General features: G+C 65.0%; 9 protein-coding genes. All 9 read left to right on the forward strand.

Translation table 11 applies throughout. The features are described from left to right. The first annotated feature begins 33 nt into the window (after nt 1-33). Nucleotides 34-1,695, forward strand: coding sequence for a penicillin-binding protein 2 (locus MKZ40_RS04870; RefSeq protein ID WP_054555193.1), 1,662 nt, complete (start codon nt 34-36; stop codon nt 1,693-1,695). A gap of 105 nt (nt 1,696-1,800) precedes the next feature. Next, entirely contained in the window at nt 1,801-3,399 is a 1,599-nt protein-coding gene (locus MKZ40_RS04875) for a UDP-N-acetylmuramoyl-L-alanyl-D-glutamate--2,6-diaminopimelate ligase (protein ID WP_254626949.1), read from the forward strand. Continuing rightward, the gene (murF, locus tag MKZ40_RS04880; RefSeq protein ID WP_175088322.1) at nt 3,396-4,859 is read left to right on the forward strand and encodes a UDP-N-acetylmuramoyl-tripeptide--D-alanyl-D-alanine ligase; all 1,464 of its coding nucleotides are present in this window, start codon (nt 3,396-3,398) and stop codon (nt 4,857-4,859) included. The genes MKZ40_RS04875 and murF overlap by 4 nt, the downstream gene beginning before the upstream one ends. Before the next feature lie 9 nt (nt 4,860-4,868). Continuing rightward, nucleotides 4,869-5,951 carry a phospho-N-acetylmuramoyl-pentapeptide-transferase gene (mraY, locus tag MKZ40_RS04885; protein WP_175088321.1) on the forward strand — a complete coding sequence of 361 codons (1,083 nt, stop codon included), beginning with the start codon at nt 4,869-4,871 and terminating at the stop codon, nt 5,949-5,951. Nucleotides 5,952-5,964: 13 nt separating this feature from the next. Then, a complete protein-coding gene (gene murD, locus MKZ40_RS04890) occupies nt 5,965-7,476 on the forward strand; it encodes a UDP-N-acetylmuramoyl-L-alanine--D-glutamate ligase (protein ID WP_175088320.1) in 1,512 nt (503 codons plus the stop codon). After that, nucleotides 7,469-8,698, forward strand: coding sequence for a putative lipid II flippase FtsW (ftsW, locus tag MKZ40_RS04895; RefSeq protein ID WP_175088319.1), 1,230 nt, complete (start codon nt 7,469-7,471; stop codon nt 8,696-8,698). The genes murD and ftsW overlap by 8 nt, the downstream gene beginning before the upstream one ends. A 77-nt stretch (nt 8,699-8,775) precedes the next feature. After that, nucleotides 8,776-9,837, forward strand: a complete 1,062-nt coding sequence (murG, locus tag MKZ40_RS04900; RefSeq protein ID WP_175088393.1) for an undecaprenyldiphospho-muramoylpentapeptide beta-N-acetylglucosaminyltransferase — start codon at nt 8,776-8,778, stop codon at nt 9,835-9,837. A 22-nt stretch (nt 9,838-9,859) separates the two neighbouring features. Continuing rightward, complete coding sequence (gene murC / locus MKZ40_RS04905) at nt 9,860-11,272, forward strand: UDP-N-acetylmuramate--L-alanine ligase (protein WP_175088392.1); 1,413 nt, start codon at nt 9,860-9,862, stop codon at nt 11,270-11,272. 32 nt (nt 11,273-11,304) lie between these two features. Next, nucleotides 11,305-12,270 carry a D-alanine--D-alanine ligase gene (locus tag MKZ40_RS04910; RefSeq protein WP_282627800.1) on the forward strand — a complete coding sequence of 322 codons (966 nt, stop codon included), beginning with the start codon at nt 11,305-11,307 and terminating at the stop codon, nt 12,268-12,270. The last annotated feature ends 3 nt before the right edge of the window (nt 12,271-12,273 follow it).

Here is a 12,273-nt window from a genome sequence, read left to right on the forward strand (position 1 = left end):
GCAAGTAGTGCCCGCAAGAGCGCACGCGCGGCCATGGGGCCGGCCCGCTATCGCATCATGCTCTTCATCGTGCTGGCCGGGCTTGTCGCTCTGGTCGGCCGCATCGGCTATCTCCAGCTCTTCGATCAGCAGTTCCTGCAGGATCAGGGCGATGCACGCACCCTGCGTGTCGACAGCATCAATGCTCACCGCGGCATGATCACCGATCGCACTGGTGAGCCGCTGGCGATCTCCACGCCTGTCATCACTCTATGGGCCGACCCGCGCAAGGTGCCCGATGACCCCGTGCGATTGTCATTGCTGGCGCGCGCGCTGGGCCAGAAGCCGGATGATCTGATCGCACGCGTCCGCCGCTATCGTGATGCCGGCAAGGGCTTCATGTACATCAAGCGCCAGATGACCCCGCCGCAGGCTCAGCCAGCCATTGACCTCGACATTCCGGGCGTCAGCCACAAGCAGGAATACAAGCGCTATTACCCCTCCGGAGAAGTCTCCGCCCAGTTGATCGGCGTGACCAATGTCGATGACAAGGGGCAGGAAGGGCTCGAGCTTGCCTACAATTCCTACCTTTCCGGCACGCCGGGCAAGCGACGTGTGCTCAAGGACCGCAAGGGGCGCCTGGTGCGTGACCTGCATCTGATCAGCGAAGCCAAGCCCGGTGGCGACCTGACGCTCTCCATCGACCTGCGTCTGCAATACATGGCCTACCGCGAACTCAAGGCGGCCGTGGCGGAGCACCGCGCAGATGGCGGCACCTTGGTGATGATGGATGCGCGCACCGGCGAAGTGCTGGCGATGGTCAATCAGAAGTCCTATAACCCGAACAACCGTGCCGGGCTCGATCCCGCCGGGCTGCGTAACCGCGCGATCACCGATGCCTTCGAGCCCGGTTCGGTGATGAAGCCGCTGTCGATGAGCGCCGGCCTTGCCTCCAGCAAGTATCAGCCGGACTCGGTGATTGATACCACGCCGGGTTACATGCGAGTCGATCAGTTCACCATTCGTGACTTCCGCAACTACGGCAAGCTCGACATGGCGGGCATTCTCTACCATTCCTCGAATATCGGCATGAGCCGCATGGCGCTGAGTCTCGAGGATGATGCGGTCTGGAATCGCTACTATGAGCTGGGCCTTGGCCAGGCGCCGGGCACCGGCTTCCCGGGCGAGACGACCGGCGTGCTGCCGCCGCCGACCAACTGGTCGCGCAGCAAGCGGGCCTCCATCTCCTACGGTTACGGTATCAGCGTCTCGGCGCTGCAACTGGCCAGTGCCTACACCGCGCTCGCCAACGACGGCCGTCGTGTGCCGCCGTCGCTGCTCAAGGTCAAGACGCCACCGGTGGGCGACCAGGTGATCTCATCGGACAACGCGCACGCCTTGCTCGGCATGATGGAGAAGATCGTGCAGCCCAACGGGCCTGCCAAGCGGGCAGTGGTCGAAGGCTATCGCATCGCCGGCAAGACCGGCACCGTGCGCAAGGTGACGGCCGGTGGCTATCAGAAGACCGCCTATCGTTCATTGTTCGCGGGTGTGGCGCCGGTGTCTGATCCGCGTATCGTGACCGTGGTGATGATCGAGAACCCCAAAGGGGAAGAATATTACGGCGGTCTGGTGGCGGCGCCTGTGTTCGGGCGTGTGGTGGGCAAGGCTTTGCGCCTGCTGGATGTGCCGCCGGACAGCAAGGTCGGTGAGTAACGCTTTTCATGTGGCATGGTCGTCGGCCTCGGGCAGGCGACTGCGTCTTTTTTCTCATGTAGTGAATACGTTCCGGGACATCGGGAACAAGGAAGGTCTTCCGACATGACTTCACCGCACGATTCCAGGCGCCTGGACGAGTTTCTGGCGCGCCCGTTGGCCACGGCGACAGACATGCTGGCAGCATTGCTGGAGTTGTGGCCAGGCGCCCTCGATGACGGTTGGCGTGCACGGCTTGCCGCGCGCGATGACTGGCACCTGACGATCGACAGTCGCAGAGCCGCGCAGGGCTCCCTATTCATTGCCATCCCCGGCCTCGCCAGCGATGGCCGAGACTATATCGCCGCGGCGATCGAGCGCGGTGCCGAGCTGGTGCTGGCCGAAAGACCTGCAGGCGGGGATGCACGTCTCGCGCTGCATTCAGATGATGCCAGAGTCGTCTGGCTCGAGAATCTGGGCGAGCAGCTCGGTGAGCTGGGCCGCCAGGCCTTCAGTGTGCCCGAGTCGCTGACGCTGGTCGGGGTCACGGGCACCAACGGCAAGTCTTCCGTCACCCATTACATCGCCGAGCTGGCCGAAGCGATGGGCACGCCCGCCGGCATGATCGGCACGCTCGGCATCGGGCGTCCCGGCGTGCTGGTCGCAGGCGAGCGCACCACACCCGACGCCCTGGCCGTGCAGGCGGCGCTCAAGGGCCTGAGCCTTGCCGGTGCCGAGCTGATCGCGATGGAAGTCTCTTCCCATGCGCTCGATCAAGGGCGCGTCAATGGCTGTCGTTTCACCGTCGCGGGCTATACCAATCTTTCGCGAGACCACCTTGACTACCACGGCAGCATGGCGGCCTATGCGGCGGCCAAGGCGAAGCTGTTCAAGCGGCCCGAACTCAAGCTTGCGGTGCTCAATGCCGATGATGCGCTGGCGCGTCTGATGCTGGCCGGCATGCAGCGCGGCGTGCGCGTGCTGGCGATGGGGCGTGATGACGTCGCGACTCTGCGCGTGCTGGATGTCTTCCCCGAGCCGCTGGGCCAGGTTGCCGTGATCGCGACGCCGGATGGCGAGCGCGAGCTGGGCCTCAATCTGATGGGGCGCTTCAATCTCGACAACGCCTTGCTGGCAATGCTGATCCTGCATGGCCTCGACTATTCGTTCGAGGGGCTGTTTGCCGCCGCGCCGCGTCTGACGCCAGTGCCGGGGCGCATGCAGCGCCTGAGCCGTGATGGCGCGCCTGTGGTGGTGGTCGACTACGCCCACACGCCCGAGGCCGTCGAGACGGCACTGGCCGCGCTGCGCGCCCACCTGCCGGCGCGGGATGATGCGCGCCTGTGGTGTGTACTCGGATGTGGTGGCGATCGCGACAGCGGCAAGCGCCCGCTGATGGCCACGGCCGCTGAACAGGGTGCCGACCGTGTCGTGATCACCGATGACAATCCGCGTAGCGAGGATGCCGCCGCCATCCGTCAGCAGATGATGGCCGGTATCCATGCCCGTGAGCGCGTGCTGGATATCGCCGAACGTGGTGAGGCCATTGCCCAGGTCATCCGCGATGCTGGCGAGCATGATGTCATCCTGATCGCCGGCAAGGGGCACGAGGACTATCAGGAGATCGATGGTCAGCGACTGCCGTTTTCCGATGTGGCCCATGCGGTCGCGGCGCTGGAGCGTCGTGAGCTCTCGATGCTGGAAGGTCAGGAGCGTGACGCATGAGTGCGCCTGAACAGCCCGTCGCTCTGAGTACCTTCGAGGAACTGGCCGCGGTGCTCGGGGCGCAGTTGCCACCGGCATTGCGCGGTCAGGCGCTGGGCGCCATCGAGACGGACACCCGCAAGCTTGGCGAGCAGGCCGCGCCGCTTTTCGTGGCGCTGAAGGGTGAGCGCTTCGACGCCCATGACTTCCTCGCCCAGGCTCGCGCCAATGGCGCCGTCGCGGCGCTTGTCGAGCGGGCAGTGGATGACCCGCTGCCGCAGATCATCGTCGCGGATACCCGGCTGGCCTTCGGGCTGCTGGCGGCGGCGCGTCGCCGTGCCTGGGGGAAACCGTTGATCGCGGTGACCGGCAACAGTGGCAAGACCAGCGTCAAGGGCCTGGTGCATGCCATCCTCGTGCGGGATGCCGCGCGTTTCGAGGCCGAAAGCCTCGCCAATCACGGCAATCTCAACAACGATTTCGGCCTGCCGATGACGTTGCTGCGCTTGAGCGATGCCCACCAGCACGGCGTGGTCGAACTGGGCGCCAATCATCTCGGCGAGATCGCCTGGACGACGGCCCTGGCGCGCCCGCAAGTGGCGGTGATCACCAATGTCACCGGCGCCCATGTCGGCGAATTCGGCGGCATGGGTCAGATCGCCCAGGCCAAGGGCGAGATTCTGGCGGGCCTCAGCCCGTTGGGAGGACGACGCCCGGTCGCGGTGCTCAACCGTGATGACGCCTACTTCTCACTTTGGCAGGCGCTGGCCGCGACTGGTCAGGCGATCGATATCATCGACTTCAGCGTTGCGGATGGCGCTGCGGATGGCACCGTGGATAGCGTTGATTGCCCGGCACGCCTGCAGGCGCGTGAGCTAGGCGCGGATGAACTCGGGCGTTATGCTTTCGAACTGACGTTTGATGGCCGCTCACTCGGCCGTGTTCAGCTGGCGTTGCTGGGGCGTCACAACGTGGCCAATGCGCTGGCGGCCGCCGCGGCGTGCCTGGCACTGGGCATCGACAGTGATCTGGTTATCGCCGGGCTCGAGAGTGCCGAGAGCGTGCCCGGCAGGCTGGGCGTCGTGGCAGGCATCAATGGCTCGCGTCTGCTGGATGACAGCTACAACGCCAATCCCGGCGCCATGCTGGCGGCGCTGGATCTGCTGGCGACACTGCCTGCGCCGCGCTGGTGTCTGATGGGCGCCATGGGCGAACTCGGAGCAGACGCCGAGCGTCTGCATGCCGAGGTGGGCGATCACGCCCGCAAGCTGGGTATAGATTTCATTGCCACCTGCGGCGAGGGCGCTCAGGCGACTGCCGAGGCCTTCGGGGCCGGTGGCAAGCACTTTATCGAGCGGGCAGAGCTGGAAGCTTACGCCCGTAACCATCTACCCACCGGGGCCAGTGTTCTGGTCAAGGGGTCTCGCAGCGCTGGCATGGAGAATGTCGTTGCCGCGCTCAAGGTCGACGCATCAAGGTGAATGTGAGTCATGCTGCTGCTGCTTGCTGAGTTTCTGGCCCAATTCAATGGCGCCTTTACGGTTTTCAATTATCTGACCCTGCGCGTGGTATTGGCCACGTTGACGGCACTGTTGCTGTGTCTGTGGCTGGGCCCCTGGGTCATACGCAAGCTCGTCGATGGCCAGATCGGCCAGGCCGTGCGCGACGATGGCCCCAAGTCTCACCTTTCCAAGGCCGGTACTCCGACCATGGGCGGCGTGATGATCCTGCTGTCGATGGCTGTCTCCACCCTGCTGTGGGGCGACCTGACCAACCTGTATGTCTGGGTGGTGCTGGCCGTCACGCTGGGTTTCGGCGCCGTCGGCTGGGTCGATGACTACCGCAAGGTGGTGGAGAAGAATCCGCGTGGCCTGCCGGCGCGCTGGAAGTACTTCTGGCAGTCGGTGGTGGGCATCGGCGCCGCCGTGGTGCTGTACCTGACGGCGAGCACCCCGGCCGAGACGGGCCTGCTGGTGCCATTCTTCAAGGACGTCGTCATCCCGCTGGGCGTGTTCTACGTGGTGCTGACCTACTTCGTGATCGTCGGCAGCTCCAATGCGGTCAACCTGACCGATGGCCTCGATGGTCTGGCGATCATGCCGACCGTGCTGGTCGCCATGGGCCTGGCCATCTTCGCCTATGCCTCGGGCAATCTGAAGTTCGCCGAGTATCTGCACATTCCGTTCATTGCCGGTTCCGGTGAGCTGGCCGTGTTCTGCGCCACCATCGCGGGTGCCGGCCTCGGTTTCCTGTGGTTCAACACCTACCCCGCCCAGGTCTTCATGGGCGATGTGGGCGCGCTGGCGCTCGGCGCGGCACTGGGGGTCGTGGCGGTCATCGTGCGTCAGGAAATCGTGCTGTTCATCATGGGCGGCGTCTTCGTGATGGAAACCGTCTCGGTGATCCTGCAGGTCGGCTCCTACAAGCTGACCGGGCGACGCATCTTCCGCATGGCGCCGCTGCATCACCACTTCGAGCTGAAAGGCTGGCCGGAGCCGCGCGTCATCGTGCGCTTCTGGATCATCACCGTCGTGCTGGTGCTGCTTGGCCTGGCCACACTCAAGGTTCGCTGAGGACGCATTCGCGATGACCCTCTCTGTCACCTCTCAAGCACCGGCCTCGCCGGTGCCTGCCAAAGGACCGACCCTGGTGGTCGGTCTTGGTGTATCCGGACAGGCGATCGCTCGCCATCTGAGTGATCGCGGCATCGACTTTGCCGTCGCCGATACCCGCAGCGCACCGCCTGGCCTCGAGAGCCTGCGCGAGCATGCGCCGCAGGCCGAGGTACATCTTGGCCCCCTGGAAGCGCTGGATCTGTCACGCTTCGGCGAGGTGGTACTCAGTCCGGGCATTGACCCGCGTCAGGCGGTGTTCGATGGGATTCGCGAGCGGCTGGTCGGCGAGATCGCACTCTTCGTGCGCGCGCTGGATGAGCGTGAGGCCCGCGACGCGCAGGGCAAGCGGCCCACGCTGGTCGCGATCACTGGCTCGAACGCCAAGTCCACCGTGACCACGCTGATCGCGCAGATGGCCGCGCGTGCCGGCCGTGACGTGGCGGTCGGCGGCAATCTGGGCACTGCCGCGCTGACCTTGTTGCGTGAGCAGCCCGATGCCGAGCTCTACGTGCTGGAGCTGTCTTCCTTCCAGCTCGAGACAACGCCTGAGCTCAAGGCCGATGTCGCCTGCTTCCTGAATCTCTCTGAAGATCACCTGGATCGCCACGATGGCATGCGTGGCTATCAGGCCGCCAAGCGCGGCATCTTCCGCGGCGCAGGCCTTGCGGTCATCAATGCCGATGACGCCTGGAGCTGGCCGGCCGAAGATGATGCGGTGGCGCGAGTCAGTTTCAGCGTGCAGCTCGGTGGGTCGGTCGATAAGTCGACCGATGAGGCTGCCAGGCAGGCGCAATGGTGCCTGGCGGAGCAGGGCGGCACGCTGTCGCTGTGTCATGCCGAGTCTGGCCAGCTGCGCGGCGTGATGCCTGCTGCGGAGGTGCGTCTTGCGGGCCGCCACAACCAGGCCAATGCGCTGGCGGCACTTGCGATGGGCACGGCGATCGGCCTCGACGAGGTGGCGATGGTCGATGAGCTAACCAGCTTCGCGGGGCTGCCGCATCGTGGCGAACTGATCGCCGACGTGGCGGGCGTGCGCTGGATCAATGATTCCAAGGGCACCAATGTCGGGGCGACGCTGGCGGCGATCGCCGGTCTCGGGCCGACGCTCGAGGGCAAGCTGATATTGCTGGCCGGTGGCCAGGGCAAGGGGGCGGACTTCACACCGCTGGCGGCGCCATTGGCTCGTTATGCCCGTGAGGTGGTGGTGTTCGGACAGGATGCGCCGTTATTGACGCAAGCCCTGGCCGATGACGTCACCGTGACGCCAGTCATGACGCTGGGCGATGCCATGCGTCATGCTCGACAGATAGCACAGGCGGGTGACTGCGTGCTGCTGTCACCGGCCTGCGCCAGTCTTGATCAGTTCCCCAATTACATGGCGCGTGGCGACGCGTTCCGTGACTGGGTCACGCAGCACATCATGTCCGGTGCTGACGGCAATTCTGGCTCTGGCAGCAGCGACAAGGAAGCCTGCGATGCGTAACAAGGCCCGGCGAGTCCATGACACCTTGACGGCAGAGCGTCAGCCCGTCGACGGCTGGCTGCTGTTCTGCGCGCTGGCGATCCTGTGTATCGGCTGGGTAATGGTGACATCTGCCTCCAGCGAGATCTCGAGCGAGCGCTTCGATGGCAATGCCTTCTACTACAGCATGCGCCACGGCATCTTCATCGTGATCGGCCTGGTGGCCGCCTTCTGTACGTTGCGCGTGCCGATGTCCGCCTGGCAGCAGCGCAGCTTCGCGATGCTGATGCTGGGCTTCGTGCTGCTGGTGGTCGTGTTGGTGGTCGGGCGCGAGATCAACGGCGCCAAGCGCTGGATACCGCTGCCATTGGTCGGCGGGGTACAGGCCTCCGAGATCGCCAAGCTGTGCCTGATGATCTGGCTGGCCGGCTATCTGGACCGCCGCCTCGACAAGGTGCGCGCCAGCGTCGTCAATGGCCTCATTCTGCCCTGTGTTCCCTTGTTGCTGATGATCGTGCTGTTGGCACTGGAGCCTGACTTTGGCTCCATCGTGGTCATGGGCGGTGCCGTGATGGGCATGCTGCTGATGGCGGGCGTCGCTTGGTGGGGGTTCATCGTCTTGCTGGGTCTGGCGGGCGGTGGTGGCTGGCTCTTGGCGATCGCCGAGCCCTATCGCTGGGAGCGTCTGACCACCTATACCGACCCGTGGGCCAACATGTATGACAGTGGCTACCAGCTGACCCAGGCGTTGATCGCCTTCGGTCGTGGCCACCTGAGCGGCATGGGGCTGGGCAACAGCGTGCAGAAGCTGTTCTATCTGCCGGAAGCGCATACCGATTTCGTATTTGCCGTGCTGGCCGAGGAGCTGGGCTTGATCGGGGCGACGGCCGTGGTGGCGCTGTTCGGACTGCTGATCTACCGCGCCTTCAAGATCGGTCGCCGCGCTGAACTCGCCGGCTTGCCGTTCAGCGCCTACCTCGGCTACGGTATCGCCCTCGTGCTGGGGGCGCAGGCCTTCATCAACATCGGTGTGGCCAGCGGACTGCTGCCCACCAAGGGGCTGACCTTGCCCCTGATGAGTTATGGCGGCTCCAGCCTGATCGTCAGTTGCGTGCAGATCGCGATACTGCTGCGTATCGATGCCGAGACCCGCAAGCTGACCCGCACATCGACAGGAAATGCCGCCGCGCCCCGCCGCAAGACTAGGAAGCCGACCGAGACACCGCAAGGAGCACAGGCATGACGTCATCTTCTTCTACCATCGCTCCCGAGGGGGCGGTTGACTCGGTAGACGCTGTCTCCAAGGGCGTCGTGCTGATGATGGCCGGCGGGACGGGAGGGCATGTGATTCCGGCGCTGTCGCTGGCGCGTGCCCTTGCGGCGGCCGGTCACGAGATCCATTGGCTGGGCAGCCCGCGCGGCATCGAGAACCGTCTGGTGCCCGACGCCGGCTACCCGCTGCATCGGGTCGAGGTCGCGGGCCTGCGCGGCAAGGGGCTGGCGGGCTATGCGGCGATCCCGTTTCGTCTCGCGCGCGCCGTCCTTCAGGCAAGGCGCGTGATTCGTGAGCTCAAGCCGGTGCTGGTGGTGGGCCTCGGTGGCTTCGCCAGTGGTCCGGGCGGGCTCGCGGCGCGCCTTGAAGGCATTCCGCTGATCATTCATGAGCAGAACGCCATCGCGGGCCTGACCAACAAGGTGCTGGCGCGGATGGCGACACGTGTCTATGCCGCCTTCCCGGGCGCCTTCCCGCCGGCTCTCGGGGCTCAGGTGGTGGGCAATCCGGTACGTGATGAGATCGCCGACGTCGGCGCCGCCGGGCATACGACCGAGGCGGCAGGCGAGCGTGGGTTGCATCTGCTGGTGATGGGGGGCTCGCTGGGGGCTCAGGCGCTCAACGAGACGCTCGCGCCGGCGCTGGCCCTGCTGCCGGAAGCCTCGCGTCCCGTGGTGCGCCATCAGGCCGGACGTGACAAGCAGGAGGCGACCCTCGCCGCCTATCAGGCAGCCAGTGTCACGGCTGAGGTCAGCGAGTTCATCGGTGATATGGCCGAGGCCTATGCCTGGGCAGACCTCGTGGTCTGCCGCGCCGGCGCCCTGACCGTGGCCGAGCTGGCCGCGGCAGGTCGCCCTGCGGTGCTGGTGCCGTTCCCCCACGCCGTGGATGACCACCAGACCGTCAATGCCGCGGTATTGGTCAAGGCGGATGCCGCGCGCCTGATTCCCCAGAATACGTTGACTGCCGAGCGCCTCGCCGAGACGCTGGCAGAATTGCTCGACCCCAAGATACTCACTGGCATGGCCGCTCGCGCCCGCAATAGTGCGGAACTCGATGCGGTAGCGACCATGCTGGCAGGCTGCATGGAGACTCGCCTTGAACGCTAGCAATTCTGATCGCGGTGCAGGTATGCGCCGCATCCGTCGTATCCATTTCGTCGGCATCGGCGGTGTGGGCATGTGTGGTATCGCCGAAGTACTGGGCAACATGGGCTATGAGGTCAGCGGTAGCGATCTCAAGGAGTCCGCCGTCACGGTTCATCTGCGTGAGTGCGGCGTGCGTGTCGCCATCGGTCATGCGGCCATCAATGCCGAAGGCTCGGATGTGGTCGTGGTCTCGACCGCGGTGGACACCACCAACCCGGAAGTCGCCTGGGCGCGGGAGCATCGCATTCCCGTCGTGCGTCGTGCGGAGATGCTCGCCGAGCTGATGCGTTTCCGCCAGGGCATCGCGATTGCCGGTACCCACGGCAAGACCACTACCACCAGCCTGACCGCGACTCTGCTCGCGGAAGGCGGCATGGACCCGACCTTCGTCATCGGCGGCAAGCTGACCAGCGCGGGCACCAATGCCCGTCTGGGCGAGGGTGAGTATCTGGTCGCCGAGGCGGATGAGTCCGACGCCTCCTTCCTGCATCTGCAGCCGTTGATCTCGGTAGTGACCAATGTCGATGCCGATCACATGGCCACCTACGAGGGCGACTTCAATCGCCTCAAGGACACCTTCATCGAATTCCTGCACAACCTGCCGTTCTACGGTCTGGCGGTGCTGTGTATCGATGATGCCAACGTGCGTGAGCTGCTGCCGCGTGTTCAGCGTCAGTTCGTGACCTACGGCTTCAGCGACGATGCCGATTACCGCATCAGCGATTTCCGCCAGGGAGGCGGTCAGCTCAGTTTTACGGCGCTGCGTCCGGAAGGCCATGCACCGCTCGAGATCACCTTGGCGATGCCGGGTGAGCACAATGCGCTCAACGCCCTGGCGGCGATCGCCATCGCCACCGATGTCGGTGTCAGCGATGAAGCCATCGCTCGCGCGCTGGCAAGCTTTGCCGGTGTCGGTCGTCGCTTCCAGGTGCACGGAGAATTCGCGGCACCCAATGGCGAGCAGAGCGTGATGCTGGTGGACGATTATGGCCACCATCCTCGCGAAGTGGAGATGGTGATTCGCGCCGTGCGCGCCGGCTGGCCGCAGCGCCGTCTGGTGATGGCCTACCAGCCGCACCGTTATTCGCGCACCCATGATCTCTATGAAGATTTCGTGCGTGTGCTGTCCGAAGTCGACACCCTGTTGCTGCTGGATGTCTACAGTGCCGGGGAAGCGATGATTCCGGGCGCCGATGGCCGCTCGCTGGCGGGCTCGATCCGGCAGCGCGGCCAGGTGGACCCGCTGTTCGTCGAACACAAGCGTGCCTTGCCGGACCTGCTCAAGAACGTGCTGCGTCCGGGCGATATCCTGATTACCCAGGGGGCGGGTGATGTCGGTGGCATTGCGCTGGCACTGGCGGGGGCCGACCTCAAGCTTGACGAGGTGACGCTATGACCGTCTCTTCCTCCCCGTCTGGAGCGACAGGCGTGAATCCTGAGCTGGCCACGCGCTATGGACGTGTCGTGGTGCTGTTCGGTGGCCTGAGCGCCGAGCGCGAGGTGTCACTCAAGAGCGGTGCGGCGGTACTGGAAGCCCTGCAGGGCGCGGGCGTCGATGTGCAGGGCTATGACATGGCACATGGGTTGGCCGGTCTCGAGGCATTGCGGCCCGACCGTGTCTTCATCGCCATGCATGGTCGCGGCGGCGAAGATGGCACCTTGCAGGGAGCGTTGGAATTGCTGGGCATTCCCTATACCGGAAGCGGCGTGCTGGCCTCGGCGCTTGGCATGGATAAGCTGCGCACCAAGAAGCTCTGGGATATAGAGGGCTTGCCGACGCCACGCTCCTGTCGCCTGGCGGCGGATACGGACTGGCAGTCGGTGCTCGAGACGCTCGGTACCCCGGTAGTGGTCAAGCCGGTGCATGAGGGGTCGACTCTCGGTATCCATATTGTCGAGGACGCTCAGGCGCTACAGGACGCCTGGACGGATGCCAGCCGCTTCGATGCGGTGGTGATGGCCGAGCGTTTCATCAAGGGGCCGGAATATACGGTCTCGGTGCTGGACGGCGAGGTGTTGCCAGCCATTCGCATCGAAGCGGATAGCGGTTTCTACGATTACGATGCCAAGTACCTCACCGATACCACTCGCTACCTGCTGCCCTGCGGTCTGAGCGCTGCGCGCGAGGCCGAGCTGGCGACTCTCTCGCTCAAGGCATTCAACGTGCTGGGTTGCGAGGGCTGGGGTCGTGTCGATGTGATGGAAGATGCGGACGGCGACTTCTGGCTGCTGGAAGTCAACACTTCGCCGGGCATGACCGATCACAGCCTGGTGCCGCAGTCCGCGGCACATGTCGGGCTCGATTTCGCCACTCTGGTGTTGCGTATTCTCGACACGACTCTTGCCGAGCAGGACGCAGACGATGCGTCAGTCGCTCAGCAGAGTGGTCATTGATCG

Origin of the sequence: Cobetia sp. BMC6, assembly GCF_029991385.1 — a bacterium.
Classification (GTDB): domain Bacteria; phylum Pseudomonadota; class Gammaproteobacteria; order Pseudomonadales; family Halomonadaceae; genus Cobetia.

What these genes read in the sequence shown, in the direction of transcription:
- MKZ40_RS04870 (WP_054555193.1), top strand. Translation starts at nt 34, where the DNA reads ATGGGGCCGGCCCGCTATCGCATCATGCTCTTCATCGTGCTGGCCGGG.
- MKZ40_RS04875 (WP_254626949.1), top strand. Translation starts at nt 1,801, where the DNA reads ATGACTTCACCGCACGATTCCAGGCGCCTGGACGAGTTTCTGGCGCGC.
- murF (WP_175088322.1), top strand. Translation starts at nt 3,396, where the DNA reads ATGAGTGCGCCTGAACAGCCCGTCGCTCTGAGTACCTTCGAGGAACTG.
- mraY (WP_175088321.1), top strand. Translation starts at nt 4,869, where the DNA reads ATGCTGCTGCTGCTTGCTGAGTTTCTGGCCCAATTCAATGGCGCCTTT.
- murD (WP_175088320.1), top strand. Translation starts at nt 5,965, where the DNA reads ATGACCCTCTCTGTCACCTCTCAAGCACCGGCCTCGCCGGTGCCTGCC.
- ftsW (WP_175088319.1), top strand. Translation starts at nt 7,469, where the DNA reads ATGCGTAACAAGGCCCGGCGAGTCCATGACACCTTGACGGCAGAGCGT.
- murG (WP_175088393.1), top strand. Translation starts at nt 8,776, where the DNA reads ATGGCCGGCGGGACGGGAGGGCATGTGATTCCGGCGCTGTCGCTGGCG.
- murC (WP_175088392.1), top strand. Translation starts at nt 9,860, where the DNA reads ATGCGCCGCATCCGTCGTATCCATTTCGTCGGCATCGGCGGTGTGGGC.